Genomic DNA, 13,657 nt, shown 5'->3' with positions numbered 1-13,657 from the left:
TCAGCCGGGGGTGCCGAGCAGCGTGACGTCGCTGATCGGCGTGTAGTCGCGGGCGGCCGGGCCGTGCCCGGGCGCGGAGACCTTCACCAGGTGCAGCTGCACGGTGCTGGTCGTGACCGGGTGGTCGAGGTCGACGGTCTGCATGTCCCGGGTGTCGCCGAGGTCCTGGGTGAGCTTGCTGCCGTCGTCGAAGCTCCACTCGACGCTCAGCACCCGGCGGTCGCCGTGGTACCAGTCGAGCTCGTGGCCGGCTCCGTCCGTCGCCGACTTGGCGTAGCCGTTGATCAGCCCGACCGACGTGAGCCGGGTCGGCTGGGCCAGCTTGAAGGTGATCGTCCGCCCGGTGCCGTCGCCGGCCATCCGCCAGCAGGTCGTGGGCACGCCGTCGAGCATGTTGCGGCCCTCGTAGCGGACCATGTTGCCGTCGGTGTCCTGATTCGGAGGCGCGGTGGCGGGCACCTCGACGGTGGCGCCACGGGCCACGTCGGTCGCGTCTGCGGAGCCGGCGCCGGGGTCCGCACCGGCGCTGCCGGGCGCGCCCGTCGCGGTGGCACCGCCCGTGGGAGCCGAGCCCAACGGCCCGGTCGCCAGCCAGTAGCCGAAGACCGCGAGCAGCACCACCACCACGGCGGCCACGCCCCAGAGCAGCCGCCGGGACCTCCCCGGCTCGGTGGGCGTGGGCGCGAGGTGGCTGGGCGGCCTCGGGGAGGCCGGCGCGACCGTGGGCACCTCTCGGGTGGCCGTCGCGGAGGCCTCGTCGGCGAAGAGGGGGAACCGTGGTCCCTGGCCGGCGGCTGCCGGCGGCGCCGGGGGCGGCGGCGAGGAGGGACGCCGGGCCGAAGCCGCTGGCGGTGCCATCGGGGAGGGCGGCGTGGCGGGTGCGGGGGGAACGGGCTGCGTGTCCGTGGCGACGGCGGGACGCTCGGCCGTGCTGGTCCGCCAGTCCTCAGCGGGGGACGTCTCGGCGACCCCGGGTCCGGTCGTCTGCGGGTGGCCGCAACTGGTGCAGAACCGGCCTCCCGTCGACTCCGCACCGCAGCGCTCGCACGTGGTCATCCGGCCTCCTCGGTCGCCTTCACCTTCCCCCCGGTCCGCAGGCCAGCGTAGGGGAACCGGTTCACACCTGGTCGACCACCACGTCCAGCCGGGTGCCCGTGGGGCCGGGGTCACCCAGCTCCACCTTCCAGCCGAGTTCGCGCACCAGGTCGGCCAGGCGACCGGGGGTGCGCGGGGTGCCACCGTGCTCGAGCAGCGCGCGCACCAGCCGCCCCTTGGTGGCCTTGTTGAAGTGGCTGACGACCTTGCGGACGCCGTCCACCTCGTGCAGCACCCGCACCGTCGCCACCTGGGGCGCCAGGTCCGCGGGGGGTCGCCAGAACCCGGCGTACGTGCTCGAGCGCAGGTCCACCAGCAGCCCGCGCCCGGTGCCCAGGACCCCGTCCACCGCCTCGCCCAGCGCCTCCCGCCAGATCGCCGCGACCGGGCCGAGGCCGGGGAGCGTGGTGTCGCCGGAGAGCCGGTACGCCGGGATCCGGTCGCCGGGGCGCACCAGCCCGAACAGCGAGGAGGTGATCGCGACCCGCGAGCTCGCCCGGCGTCGGGCCGCCGGGGAGAGGGACGCGAACCCGAGCGCGTCGTAGAGCACCCCGGAGTAGACCTGGTCCGCGCGCGCCGTCGGCGCCGACGCCAGCGCCGCGTTGCGGGCCACCAGGTCGAGCTGGGTGGTCCCGAGCCCGAGCGCGCCGGCGGTCCGCTCCGGGTCGGTGGCGCAGGCGGCGACGAGCGCGTCGAGCACCCTCGTCCGGGCCGGCGTCAGTTCGGGGAACGCCAGCGCCTCGAGGTCCAACGGCTTGCCACGTGCGGGAGCGGTCTTGCCCTCACTGGGCGGGAGCAGGATCAGCACCGGGACAGCCTAGGAGTCGGCGGCCACCGGGCGGTCCTGGCATGGCGGAGTGCTCAGTTGGGGTGGAGCTCGATGGTGCCGAACGGGGCGACCAGGTAGCTGCGGCGGTGTGGGCCGGACCACTCGAAGGTGCCGTCCGGCAGCCGTCGGTATCGCCAGCGACCCGAGGTCTTGCAGCGGTGGTGTCTTCGACAGAGGGGCGCGAGGTTGTCGGGGTTGGTCTGACCCGGCGGCCCGCCCTCGTCCATGGGGACGTAGCTGCGGATGTGGTCGAGGTCGCAGGCCCTCGCCTCGGCCTGGCACCAGGGGAAGACGCAGTGCCCGTCGCGCAGGATGACCTGCTCGCGCATCGCCTCCGGGGCGTCGTGGCCGTCCACGGCCCACTCCCGGTCCAGGTCGAGGACCGGGGTGATGGTCGACTCGGAGTCGCCGACCCAGGCGCGGATCCGGTCGAGCACGACGTCGCCGAGCCTCTCCACGTCGCCGCAGCTCAGCTGCTGGCCGGGGTGGAGCCCGAGCACGTCGCACAGCGAGGCGTGCAGGTAGAGGTGGGTCCTCGGCCCCCGGAGGCCGCGCCGTCTCCTCGGGGTGGTGTCGGCCGCCTCGGCCGTCCCGGCTCCCTCGGCCACCGAGGGCTCGGTGCCGATCAACGCTCCCTCGGCCACCGAGGGCTCGGTGCCGATCAACGAGAGCAGGTCGGCCTCGGCGCCGTCCACGCCCTGGCGGGCGAGCACGCCGAGCGCCTTGGCCCTGCGGGCACCCAGTGGGTCCTCGTCGCCGGCCTCCGCGAGCTCGGCGGCGATCTGGGTGATCCGGTCGTAGAACGCGGTCAGGTCCAGGCTGTCGCCGGTCGCGGTCAGCCAGCTGGTGCCGGTGAACCGGTCGGGCCGGGGGTGGCCCAGGGTGACGTCCCAGGTGTCCTTGGCCAGGGCGGTCCCGGCCGCGACCAGCTCGGGATGGTGAGTGGCGACGGCATGGGCGACCGCGCGCTCGATCGCGGCGAAGGAGCAGGAGGCGAGCACCGGGGCGAGCGCCGCGTCCACGTCCGCGGCAGCAGCCCTGCTGAGGGGGTGGCTGAGCTCGGCGACCTTCCGGGCCTTCCACGGCTCCACGGCCAGCACCTCGACCCGCTTCCAGATCTGCGGCAGCCGGTGCTGCAGGTCGAGGGCGTCCGCGATCAGCTTCTTCGCCGCGTGGGTGGAGACGCCCAGGGCGGCGCCGAGCGGCTCGGCGGCGAACCCCGCGACCGCCGGAGTGCCCTCGCCGCCGAGGGACTCGTCCTCGGTGAGCACGCCGGGCAGCCCGGAGGGGTCCCAGCAGGCGACGCCGGCGTCCGCGGTCGCGGGGTGCAGCACGCACCACTGGGCGGCCACCCGGAGCTTGTCGCGCTCCACGCCGCGGCCACGGAGCCGGTCGCCCTCGAGCACCGACAGCAGGCCGGCGGCGTCGAGCTCATCGAGCTCGACGGGTTCGCCCCAGGCATCGGTGATCAGCATGGAGCCATCCCAGCACCGACCGCCGACACCACCCCCGTCGTACGGCCCTTGTTGCACAGGAGACCCCGGATCGAAAGTGAAGAAATCGGCGTGCACCCGCGGATCCGTGCCCGGCGCGCCGCTCGGACGTCCTGACGGGACCTCGGCCTCTGCCCGCGGGCCCCGAGCTGCGGAAGCGTCGGGTCGGCAAGGGAGCCACAGAGATGGGAGGACACGACATGTCCGTGACCACCGAATCCGTCGCCACGACCGCCCGGGCCTTCTTCGACGCCTGCGAGACCGGCCGCGGCTGGTCGGAGTGCAGTGCCTTCTGCCGACCGGACGCGACCTTCGCGGCCCAGGCCGAGCCGCTCGCCGAGATGACGACCCTCGCGGAGTACACCGAGTGGATGAAGGACATGTTCACGCCGCTGCCGGACGCGAGCTACAGCGTCAGGTCCTTCGCCTTCGACCCCGAGCGGAACAACGTCTGCGTCTACGCGGTGTTCACGGGCAGCCACACCGGTGACGGTGGTCCGGTGCCGCCGACCGGCCGGAGCACCCGCACCGACTACGTCTACGTGATGGAGCTCGACGACGGCAGGATCAGCCACCTGACGAAGATCTGGAACGCCGGCTGGGCGCTCCGGGAGCTCGGCTGGGGCGAGTGAGCGACCGGAGCGGCGGCCGTCCCTCCCGGGCCGACGACCCGGGGGAGGTCACCTGCGTCCACCCCGCGGACCGCCGCCTGGCTGACCCGACCCCGGGCAAGACCCGCGAGCAGGCGATCGCCGTCGAGGGCCTCTGGTCCGGGCTGGTGCGCACCGAACCCGGGGTGGCGTCCGGCTGGCACCACCACGGCGACCACGACACCTCCGTCTACGTCGTGGAGGGCACCGTCCGCATCGAGTTCGGACCCGGCGGCCTCGAGGCCCGCGAGGCCGGGCCCGGCGACTTCGTCCACATCCCCAAGGGCCTGGTGCACCGGGAGGTCAACGCGGGGCCGACCCGGTCGCGGGAGATCATCAGCCGCTCCGGGACCGGCCCGGTCACCATCAACGTCGACGGGCCACCGGCGGCCTCGTCCTGACGGCGGCGAGGGGGCGGCAGGACGTCGCCGCCGGACACCCGGGCGCACGCCGGATGAGATCGGCCCTGACGGGCGGCGTGGAGATCGTTAGGGTTCCGGACATGCCCGACAACCGAGTGGTGCGAGTCCGCAGGGCCGAGGAGGGCGTGGCCGCGGCGTCGCTGCGCGCGGGGATCGCCCGCATCCAGGCCGAGCTGGAGGTGACGCCGGGCTTCCCGGTCGAGGTCGAGGAGGCCGCGGCGAAGGCGGCCGCCGATCCACGGATGCCGGACCTCGACCGCACCGAGATCCCGTTCGTCACGATCGACCCGCCGGGCTCGATGGACCTCGACCAGGCGCTGCACCTCGAGCGCGACGGCGACGGGTTCGTGGTGCACTACGCGATCGCCGACGTGGCCGCCTTCGTCACGCCGGGCGACCCGGTCGACGTCGAGGCCCACCGGCGCGGGGAGACGCTGTACGGCGCGGACTCGACGGTGCCGCTGCACCCGCCGGTGCTGTCGGAGGACGCCGCCTCGCTGCTGCCCGACCAGATCCGACCCGCGCTGCTGTGGACGATCCGTGTCGACGCCACCGCCGAGGGCACCGACGTGAGCGTCGAACGGGCCCGGGTCCGGTCCACGGCCCGCCTCGACTACGAGACCGCCCAGCGGGCGATCGACGACGGCTCGGCGGCGGAGTCGCTGCGGCTGCTCGCCGAGCTCGGCCCGCTGCGGCTCCAGCGCGAGGCCGCCCGCGGCGGGGTCTCGCTGCCGCTGCCGGACCAGCAGGTCGACGTCTCCGACGACGTGTGGGAGCTCGAGTACCGCTCGCTGCTGCCGGTCGAGGAGTGGAACGCCCAGCTCTCCCTGCTGACCGGGTTCGGTGCGGCCTCGCTGATGGTCTACGCGCGGGTCGGGCTGCTGCGGACCCTGCCGCCGCCGGACCCGCGTGACGTGCGGCGGTTGCACCGCACGGCCCGCGCGCTGCACGTGGACTGGCCGGCCGAGCAGCTCTACCCCGACTTCATCCGCTCGCTGGACCCCCGCCGGCCCAACCACGCCGCGATGGTCAACGCCTGCACCCGGCTGCTGCGCGGCAGCGGGTACGTCGGCTTCGACGGGGCGGTGCCGGCCGAGCCGCAGCACGCGGCGCTGGCCTCGGAGTATGCCCACGTGACCGCGCCGCTGCGCCGCCTCGGGGATCGGTACGCCGGCGAGATCTGCGTCGCCCTGTGCGCCGGCACCGCGGTGCCCGCCTGGGTCCTCGACCAGCTGCCCAGCCTCCCCGGAGTGCTGCAGGGGGCCGCCCAGCGGGCCCACCGCTATGAGTCCGCGATCCTCGACCTGGTCGAGGCCGGGGTGCTGAAGGACCGGGTGGGGGAGCGGTTCTCGGGCGTGGTGGTCGACCTCGACGAGGAGCAGCCCACCCGCGGGGTCGTCACCGTGCAGGACCCGGCCGTCGAAGCGCCGGTCACCGCGACGGGCGATCTGCCGCTGGGCAAGGACGTCGTCGTCGAGCTGGTCCGCGCCGACGTCACGGCCGGTCAGGTGGAGTTCCGGCTGGCCTGACGCGGCGCTGGCCCGCCGACGCTGGGCGGGCGCAGAATCGAGTCCTCCGACGAGAGAGGACCGACCATGAGGATTCCCGTCGCAGTCGTGGCGACCGTCGTACTGGCAGTCGGTGGCGTGGGGACCGCAGCCGTCGTCACCAGTTCCGCGGACGTCGCGGACCGGGCGCACCACGGCCACGCCGTCGACCCGGGCCGGTTCCGGCATCCGGAGCCCAACGCCTACTTCCCGCTCACCCCCGGCACCGTGTTCCGCTACCGGGGCACCGACGAGGGCGCGCACTACCGGGAGCGGTTGAGCGTCACCCACCGCACGAAGCCGATCGAGGGCGTGCGGACCCGGGTGCTGCGCGACGTGCTCCGGCGCGCCGACGGCAGCCTCGCGGAGAAGACCTCGGACTGGTACGCCGCCGACGACGACGGCAACGTCTGGTACTTCGGGGAGCGGACCGCGACCTACGACCGGCACGGGCACGTGGCCAGCCGCGAGGGGTCCTGGCAGGCGGGGGTCGGGGGAGCGGTGCCCGGGATGATCATGCCGGCGCGGCCGCGGCCCACCGACGCCTACCGCCAGGAGCTCGACCGTGGGAACGCCGAGGACCAGGCCTGGGTGGTGCAGCGCGGCTTCTCCGCGCACATCGCCTACGGCCGGGTGCACCACGTGGTCCGCTCCCTGGAGTGGAGCCGGCTGGAGAAGGGCGTGGTCTCGGAGAAGCTCTACGCCCCGCACCTCGGCACGATCTGGGAGCGGGACCTCTCGGGCGGCAGCGAGCGGTTCGAGCTGGTGTCGGTGCACCGCCCCTGATCCGCGGGCCGCGGAGCCGAGGTCAGGCGGCGCCGCCCGTGCCGCCCGTGCCGCGCGTGTCCCGCTGGGCGAGCAGGGCCAGGACGTCGGCGGTGGTGCCGGTCTCGGCCAGGCGCGGGAAGACCCGCTCCACGCTGTTGCGGTGGCGCTCGGGGTCGCCGTCCGCCATCGCGTCGACCGGCAGCGTCACGTGGTAGCCGTGCTCATGGGCGGCCCGGGCGGTCGACTCCACGCCCATCGCGGTCGCGATGCCGGTCACCACGACCTGGGTGACGCCGCGACGTCGCAGGTGCACGTCGAGGTCGGTGCCGTGGAAGGCGCCCCAGTTGCGCTTGGTCACCACGATGTCGTCGGGGTGCTCGCCGGGCCGACCGGCGATCTCCTCGGCGAGCACGTCCCAGCCCGCGGGGCGGGCGGCGGCCGGGCCGGCGTCGGTGCGGCCGGGCGGGGCGTCGGCGCCGTCCGGGGCGAAGCTGACCCGGACCAGCACCACGGGCAGGCCCCGGGCGCGGAACGCCTCGGCGAGCTCGACGGAGCGGGCCAGCACCTCGCGGGTGTCGTAGGGCTGGGTGCTCATGCCGAGCACGCCGTGCTGCAGGTCGACGACGACCAGGGCGGTGTTGGGGTCGAGGGTGGTCAGCGGCATGGGTCCTCCTGGGGTCGGTCGGCAGGGAGCCGGGGGGATCAGGCCTGGGCCGCGGCAACGCGGGCGCGGCCCAGGGAACGGTCGACGAGGCTGGCGAGGAGCAGCAGCACCGAGCACGCCAGCATCACCACGGTCAGGTGGTGCAGGCCGGCGCTGGAGGCCCGGCGCGGGAAGGCGGCCGCCACGGCGGCCGAGGCGGCGATGGCGCCGAGGTACATGAAGGTGCGCAGCAGGCCGGCCGAGGAACCCATCCGGGACGGATCCGCCTGCAGGTAGAGAGCGTTCTGGTTGGCGAGCCCGACCAGGCCCTGGGTGACGCCGCAGAGCACGCCCACGACGACGAGCAGCCCCAGCGGGCTGGCGGCGTCGGCCACCAGCAGCAGCAGGCAGGTCGCGGTGAGGGCCAGCGAGCCGGCCACCAGCTTGCCGCGCAGCTCGGGGTGGCGGCCGGTGAGCAGCGAGACCACCACGGCGGTGCCGAACGTCGGCAGCAGCACCGCGCCGGCCTGCGAGGCACTGTAGCCACGGCTGTCCTCGAGCCACTGCGTGTAGCCGTACATGAACGCGTAGGTGGCGGTGTAGCACAGCGTCTGGCGGGCGTAGGTCCGCAGCAGCGGGGCGTTGCCGACCAGCACCCTGAGGTCCAGGAACGGGTCCGGCACCCGCAGCTCGCGCACGACCAGGCCGACCGCGCAGGCCGTCGCGAGCACCGGCAGGAACCACCGGGCGCCCGAGGGGGCCATCACGAAGAGCAGCAGCGTGGTCAGCATGGCCGCGAACAGCGCCATCCCGGGGACGTCGAGCCCCTCCGCCGTACCTGCGTCCGTATCTGCGTCGGCGGCCGGGGGCGGCATCTCGCGGGGGAGACGCAGCGAGCCGAGGACCAGGCACGCGATCGAGAGCGGCACGTTGACCGCGAAGATCGCCCGCCAGCCCGCGAGACCGACCAGCAGGCCGCCGACCGAGGGGCCGATGACGCCGGTGGTCTGGTTGGCGATGGAGAGCACCGTCAGCACCCCGCCCGGGCTGTGCTGGCCGGTCCGCCGGGCCTCGCTGCGCAGCAGCGACATCGCGGCCGGGTAGCCGGCGCAGGTGCCCAGGCCCAGCAGCACCCGGGCGCCGACCAGCACGCCGAGGGACGGGGCGAGCGCGCCCAGCAGGCCGGCGAGGCCGACGAGGGTGGTGGCCGCCAGGTAGAGGCGGCGGGGGCCGAAGGTGTCGACCAGGCGACCCACCACCGGTTGGCCGACCGCGGTGGCCAGGTAGAGCCCGGAGACCAGCCACACGGTCTCGGAGGGCGGCGCGCCGAAGGCCAGGCCGATCGGGATCAGCGAGACCGCGATCATCGAGCTGTTGACCGGGTTGAGGATCGAGCCGAGCACCAGCGGGGTGGTCAGCCGCCGGTCGAACGCCGGACCGGACACGGTCCCGGCGGCGTTGTCACCGGTGGGGGAGGTCACGAGGTGGTCAGCCGCTCGAGCAGCGCCATCGCGTCGATGACGGTACGCCGCTCCGCGTCGGTGAACCGGTCCTCGAAGGCCCGGCCGAGCCACTCCTGCCCGACCCGGCGACCCCCCTGGAACATCTCCTCACCGGCCGCGGTGAGGGAGACCAGGTGACGCCGACCGTCGCCCGGGTCCCGGTCGCGGCGCACCAGGCCGCGCTCCTCCAGCACCGCCAGGGTCGCCGAGGCCGACTGGGGACGCACCCGCTCGGCGGCGGCCAGCTCGCTGGCGGTCGCGGGGCCGTCCTTGCCCAGCCGGCTGAGCAGCGAGGTCTGGGAAGGGGTGAGCTCGCGGTTGTCGTAGAGCTCGACGAGCCGGCGCCGCAACCGGCCGACCACCACGCGCACGTCGCGGGCGGCGCGCGCGGAGGTGGGGGAGACGGGGGTGTCGGTCACGATCCCCACCGTAGGAAGCACAGCCTGAACTGTCCAGTTCAGACTGTGCTTCTGGAGGCGCATCCGATCCGGGACGTCGGGTACCGCCCCGATCCCCGACGTACGAGAGAGGTGGCACGAATGCGGATGACCCGCCCCGAGTCCAGCATCTGGGTCCAGGTGATGTTCATGGTCGGCGCCCTGGTGGTGCTGGCGATCATGCTGCTGATCGCGAAGGCCGTGCTCGGGAGCTCGTAGCCCGGCGGGCGGCGGTCACGCCTCCTGGTCGCGGAGCCGGGCGAGCATCCGGTTGTAGGCGTCGAGCGCCTCGTCGCTGTCCGCGTCGATCAGGTCCGCGTCCTCGCGGCTGAGCGGCTGGGCGCCGCTCTGCTCCACGTGCTCCACCAGGGTCGCGCGGCGCACGCCCTCCAGCCAGGTCCCGACGACCCGGGACCGGCGGGACGGGGAGGACAGCACGCTGATCCACAGCCCGATGCCGATCGCCATCATCAGCCCGTCGCCGGCCGCCCACATCAGCGCGCCGGCGGTCTGGGTGTCGGTGAGCGGGTCCGGAGCCCAGGCCGGGTGCATCGACATCATCACCGGGAACGGGACGTGGTCGGTCTGGAGCAGCACGATGCCGACCACGGTGTCCGGGATCATCGCCACCACCAGGATCATCACCCGCAGCAGGTACGACGGGTTCGCGCGGATCGGCTCCTCGCCGAGCAGCGGCAGCAGGAAGAGGTAGCCGGCCCCGACGTACAGCACCTGTTCGCCGGTCATCAGCCAGGCGTGCTGGGCCATCTGGTCCATGAACCCGGTCAGGTGCGTGCCGATGATCACCACCGCGTAGAGCAGCAGCCCGGTGGTCTGGTGGGTCAGCACCGAGACCGGCCAGGACCGCAGCGCGGCCCGTACCCGTGGCTGGCGGTCCGCCGGGAACGCCTCGACCAGCACCGTCAGCGGGTGCCCGAGGACGAGCAGCGCGGGCACCACCATGATCAGCGAGAGGTGCAGCACCATGTGCATCCAGAACAGCGACATCGCATAGGTGCCGATCGCGGAGGCGACGCAGACCCAGAGCAGCACGACCCCGAGGCCGAAGGTGACGACCCGCCAGCGGCGCACCGTCGAGCGTGGCCCGGCGGCCACGCGGCCGGCCAGGTAGCCGCCCAGCAGCACCACGGCGACGGCCAACCAGACCGGCTTCAGCTCCCAGGTGCTGAAGAAGGTGCCCCAGTCCAGCGGGGGCAGTGCGCCCGCGCCGTCGCCCATGCCAGCCATGCCGTCCATGCCGTCCACGCCTGCGAAGGTACGCCGCGTGTCCTCGGCGCCGTTACCGGGTGGGCCGTGATGCGACCCAGGTCACCTCGTCGCGCGCGCTGACGGCGAGGACGTGGTGCGGACGGGCTGGCCTGTAGGCCGGGTTCTGTCCCGGGGGCCCTTGCGGGCGTCCCGGGGGCGACCATCCATCTACGGCTGCCGTTGCCGACAGCCTCCAGCGGTCTACCCGTGCACTCGGGCGGGCAGCCCTCGAACGTGCACGCGCACCGCGCCCGGAGGCGCGGAGCTTCTTGACCTTGCTCCAGGTGGGGTTTGCCGAGCCGGCCCGGTCGCCCGGGCCGCTGGTGGTCTCTTGCACCACCGTTTCACCCTTACCGCCCTGCCTCGCCGAGGCTCAGCCGGGAGGCGGTCTGTTTTCTGTGGCACTGTCCCGCGGGTCACCCCGGGTGGGTGTTGCCCACCACCTCGCCCTGTGGAGCCCGGACCTTCCTCGGCGCCTCCCGAGGGAGACGACGCGGTCGCCCGGCCAGCCCATCCGCACCCCAAGGATAGGGCAACCATCCCGGTTGCCCGTCCCCGACTAGTCTGGCCGGGTGCTGCCAGCCGGGTACGAGCTCCGTCCGTTGGCCGGCGACGACGCGCCGGCGCTGGCCGCGGCGTACGCCCGCAACCGCGACCACCTCGCCCCCTGGGACCCGCGGCGCAGCGAGGAGTTCTTCACCGAGGCCGGGCAGCGCCGGGACACCGACGCCAAGCTCGAGTCCGCGCGGCTCGGGCTGCAGGACCCGTGGCTGCTGTGGCACGACCAGGTCGTCGTCGGCCGCGTCAACCTCAACAACATCGTGCGCGGCGTCTTCCAGAGCGCCTCGGTCGGCTACTGGGTGGACCGGCAGTACCTCGGCCGTGGCCTGGCCGGCGCGGCGGTGGGCTTCGCGCTGCGTCGCGCGAGCGAGATGGGGCTGCACCGGGTCGAGGCCGGGACGCTGGTGGGCAACCTGGCGTCCCAGGCGGTGCTGCGCCGCTGCGGCTTCGAGCAGTACGGCGCGGCCGCGCAGTACCTGTTCATCGCGGGCGCCTGGCAGGACCACCTCCTGTTCCAGCGGATCCTGCACGACCGGCCGGCCGGCCCGGCCGCCGCCTGAGGGAGGGCAGACGTGGACGACGAACTGCAGGCACCCCCGCTGATCTTCCCCGGGCGCGGCCCGGAGACGGCCTACCGCACCGCCCATGACCTGCTCGCGCGCCGCGCCCCGCGGGAGGCGCTCGAGGTGCTCGAGCCCGCCCTGGCAGAGGAGCCCGGCAACACCGGCCTGCGCTCGCTGCGGGCGTTGGCCTACCTGTTGCGCGCCCAGCTCGGCCCGGCCGAGGCGGAGCTCGCGGCCCTCGTCGAGGAGCGTCCCGACGACGACTGGGTGCGCCATGCGCTCGGCCGCAGCCTGGAGCGGCAGTCCCGGCTGGCCGAGGCGCTGCCGCACCTGCGGCTCGCCGCCGCGATGAGCGGCGACCCCGAGCACGAGCTCGCGGTGCTGCGGGTCGAGCGGCGGCTCGCCGAGACCGGGGAGCGGTCCTTCGACGACCTGGCGTGAGCTCTGGGATCCCGCCGCCGCAGCACGGCCCGCCCGCACGCCGGCGGTGAGTCAGCCACCGATGCCGAGCCGACACCGGTGGCTCCCACGCCGCCCACCCGGCGGACCCGCCTCGCCGGCCATCTGGTCCAGACCGCTCGTCGAATGTCGGCAGACCGCAGCCTTACCGCCCCGGGATCTGCGGTCTGTCGCCAATCCGCAACCGGACGCCGCCCCCCTGGTCGACCCGACTCGCCGGCCATCTGGTCCAGACCGCTCACCGAATGTCGGCAGACTGCAGCCGGACCGCCCGGAGATCTGCGGTCTGTCGCCAATCCGCAACCGGACGCCGCCCCCCTGGTCGACCCGACTCGCCGGCCATCTGGTCCAGACCGCTCACCGAATGTCGGCAGACTGCAGCCGGACCGCCCGGAGATCTGCGGTCTGTCGCCAATCCGCACCCGGACCGCCTCCAAGGGCCAGCAGGGGGCAACCGGAGGCACCGGCCCGCCTGGCAGCCGAAGGTCGGACGCTCGGTGTCCAGGTCCGGGGGCAGGGGCGGGTGGAGGCTGAGCAACCACCCGGTCAAGGGTCAAGGGTGGGTGAGCACCTCGGCGCCGTCCGGGGTGACCAGCAGGGTGTGCTCGAACTGGGCGCTGCGCTTGCCGTCGCGGGTGACGACGGTCCAGTCGTCGTCCCACATCACCCACTCATGGGTGCCGAGGTTCAGCATCGGCTCGATCGTGAAGGTCATGCCGACCTCGATCAGGTCGTCGTACTCCGGTGTGTCGTAGTGGGGGACGACCAGGCCGCTGTGGAAGGCGGTGCCGATCCCGTGGCCGGTGAACTCACGGACCACGCCGTACCCGAACCGCCGGGCGTAGGACTCGATCACCCGGCCGATCACACTGATCCGCCGGCCGGGCTTGACCGCCCTGATGCCGCGCTCGAGGGCCTCGCGGGTGCGCTCGACGAGCAGCCGGGACTCCTCGTCGACGTCGCCGGCGAGGAAGGTCGCGTTGGTGTCGCCGTGCACCCCGTCGAGGTAGGCGGTGATGTCGATGTTGACGATGTCGCCGTCCTCGATGCGGCGAGTGTCGGGGATGCCGTGGCAGACCACCTCGTTGACGCTGGAGCACAGCGACTTGGGGAAGCCGCGGTAGCCGAGCGTGGAGGGGTAGGCGCCGTGGTCGCAGAGGAACTCGTGACCGATCCGGTCCAGCTCGTCGGTGGTGACGCCCGGGGCGACATGGGAGCCGACGAGCTCGCGGGCCTGCGCGGCCAGCCGACAGGCGGCGCGCATCCGGTCGATGGTCCCGGCGTCCTTGACCTCGCTGCCGGTGAACCGCGCGGGCGCGGGCTGGTCGACGTACTCCGGGTGCGGGATGTGGGCCGGCACCGGCCGGCGGGGAGAGATGGTCGCTGCTGCCACGGGAGTCACGGCGCCACTGTAGTTGT

The 13,657-nt window shown here is 73.9% G+C and carries 14 protein-coding genes and 1 other RNA gene; 6 read left to right on the top strand and 9 right to left on the bottom strand.

Annotated features, from left to right (window positions below):
* The 3 genes from BJZ21_RS11875 to BJZ21_RS11865 all read right to left on the bottom strand — a co-directional run bounded on the left by BJZ21_RS11875 (position 1) and on the right by BJZ21_RS11865 (position 3,399).
* Entirely contained in the window at positions 1-858 is an 858-nt protein-coding gene (locus BJZ21_RS11875; RefSeq protein ID WP_179663941.1) for an NADase-type glycan-binding domain-containing protein, read from the bottom strand.
* 259 nt (positions 859-1,117) lie between these two features.
* Entirely contained in the window at positions 1,118-1,903 is a 786-nt protein-coding gene (yaaA, locus tag BJZ21_RS11870; RefSeq protein WP_179663940.1) for a peroxide stress protein YaaA, read from the bottom strand.
* Between the two features lie 53 nt (positions 1,904-1,956).
* A complete protein-coding gene (locus BJZ21_RS11865; protein ID WP_179663939.1) occupies positions 1,957-3,399 on the bottom strand; it encodes an HNH endonuclease signature motif containing protein in 1,443 nt (480 codons plus the stop codon).
* 224 nt (positions 3,400-3,623) lie between these two features.
* Between BJZ21_RS11865 and BJZ21_RS11860 the strand changes: the two genes are divergently transcribed.
* The 4 genes from BJZ21_RS11860 to BJZ21_RS11845 all read left to right on the top strand — a co-directional run bounded on the left by BJZ21_RS11860 (position 3,624) and on the right by BJZ21_RS11845 (position 6,822).
* Positions 3,624-4,049, top strand: coding sequence for an ester cyclase (locus tag BJZ21_RS11860; protein WP_218851466.1), 426 nt, complete (start codon positions 3,624-3,626; stop codon positions 4,047-4,049).
* On the top strand, positions 4,046-4,468 hold the full coding sequence (locus tag BJZ21_RS11855; protein ID WP_218851464.1) for a cupin domain-containing protein: 423 nt from the start codon (positions 4,046-4,048) through the stop codon (positions 4,466-4,468). Before BJZ21_RS11860 ends, BJZ21_RS11855 begins: the two co-directional genes overlap by 4 nt.
* Before the next feature lie 101 nt (positions 4,469-4,569).
* Positions 4,570-6,018, top strand: coding sequence for an RNB domain-containing ribonuclease (locus tag BJZ21_RS11850; RefSeq protein ID WP_179663937.1), 1,449 nt, complete (start codon positions 4,570-4,572; stop codon positions 6,016-6,018).
* Between the two features lie 66 nt (positions 6,019-6,084).
* The gene (locus BJZ21_RS11845; RefSeq protein WP_179663936.1) at positions 6,085-6,822 is read left to right on the top strand and encodes a hypothetical protein; all 738 of its coding nucleotides are present in this window, start codon (positions 6,085-6,087) and stop codon (positions 6,820-6,822) included.
* Positions 6,823-6,844: 22 nt separating this feature from the next.
* Here BJZ21_RS11845 and BJZ21_RS11840 read toward each other — a convergent pair whose 3' ends face one another.
* From BJZ21_RS11840 to rnpB, 5 genes are all read right to left on the bottom strand, one after another.
* On the bottom strand, positions 6,845-7,468 hold the full coding sequence (locus BJZ21_RS11840; protein ID WP_179663935.1) for an isochorismatase family protein: 624 nt from the start codon (positions 7,466-7,468) through the stop codon (positions 6,845-6,847).
* A gap of 38 nt (positions 7,469-7,506) precedes the next feature.
* The gene (locus BJZ21_RS11835) at positions 7,507-8,928 is read right to left on the bottom strand and encodes an MFS transporter (protein ID WP_179663934.1); all 1,422 of its coding nucleotides are present in this window, start codon (positions 8,926-8,928) and stop codon (positions 7,507-7,509) included.
* The gene (locus BJZ21_RS11830; protein WP_218851463.1) at positions 8,925-9,368 is read right to left on the bottom strand and encodes a MarR family transcriptional regulator; all 444 of its coding nucleotides are present in this window, start codon (positions 9,366-9,368) and stop codon (positions 8,925-8,927) included. The genes BJZ21_RS11835 and BJZ21_RS11830 overlap by 4 nt, the downstream gene beginning before the upstream one ends.
* A gap of 252 nt (positions 9,369-9,620) precedes the next feature.
* Positions 9,621-10,643, bottom strand: coding sequence for a cytochrome c oxidase assembly protein (locus BJZ21_RS11825; protein ID WP_246299317.1), 1,023 nt, complete (start codon positions 10,641-10,643; stop codon positions 9,621-9,623).
* A 109-nt stretch (positions 10,644-10,752) separates the two neighbouring features.
* An RNA gene (rnpB, locus tag BJZ21_RS11820) (RNase P RNA component class A) lies at positions 10,753-11,168 on the bottom strand.
* A 59-nt stretch (positions 11,169-11,227) separates the two neighbouring features.
* Here rnpB and BJZ21_RS11815 point away from each other — a divergent pair.
* The gene (locus BJZ21_RS11815; RefSeq protein WP_179663932.1) at positions 11,228-11,776 is read left to right on the top strand and encodes a GNAT family N-acetyltransferase; all 549 of its coding nucleotides are present in this window, start codon (positions 11,228-11,230) and stop codon (positions 11,774-11,776) included.
* A 12-nt stretch (positions 11,777-11,788) separates the two neighbouring features.
* On the top strand, positions 11,789-12,220 hold the full coding sequence (locus tag BJZ21_RS11810) for a tetratricopeptide repeat protein (protein ID WP_179663931.1): 432 nt from the start codon (positions 11,789-11,791) through the stop codon (positions 12,218-12,220).
* Positions 12,221-12,791: 571 nt separating this feature from the next.
* Here the strand turns inward: BJZ21_RS11810 and map are convergent.
* The gene (gene map, locus BJZ21_RS11805) at positions 12,792-13,640 is read right to left on the bottom strand and encodes a type I methionyl aminopeptidase (RefSeq protein WP_179663930.1); all 849 of its coding nucleotides are present in this window, start codon (positions 13,638-13,640) and stop codon (positions 12,792-12,794) included.
* Positions 13,641-13,657 lie beyond the last annotated feature (17 nt).

Origin of the sequence: Nocardioides panaciterrulae, from assembly GCF_013409645.1 — a bacterium.
GTDB classification, from domain to species: Bacteria; Actinomycetota; Actinomycetes; order Propionibacteriales; family Nocardioidaceae; genus Nocardioides; species Nocardioides panaciterrulae.
This window is presented reverse-complemented; position numbering and strand designations above follow the sequence as displayed.

Coding starts and splice junctions, on each gene's coding strand:
- BJZ21_RS11825 (WP_246299317.1), bottom strand. CDS start 10,643: ATGGACGGCATGGCTGGCATGGGCGACGGCGCGGGCGCACTGCCCCCG.
- BJZ21_RS11850 (WP_179663937.1), top strand. CDS start 4,570: ATGCCCGACAACCGAGTGGTGCGAGTCCGCAGGGCCGAGGAGGGCGTG.
- BJZ21_RS11845 (WP_179663936.1), top strand. CDS start 6,085: ATGAGGATTCCCGTCGCAGTCGTGGCGACCGTCGTACTGGCAGTCGGT.
- BJZ21_RS11865 (WP_179663939.1), bottom strand. CDS start 3,399: ATGCTGATCACCGATGCCTGGGGCGAACCCGTCGAGCTCGATGAGCTC.
- BJZ21_RS11840 (WP_179663935.1), bottom strand. CDS start 7,468: ATGCCGCTGACCACCCTCGACCCCAACACCGCCCTGGTCGTCGTCGAC.
- BJZ21_RS11875 (WP_179663941.1), bottom strand. CDS start 858: ATGGCACCGCCAGCGGCTTCGGCCCGGCGTCCCTCCTCGCCGCCGCCC.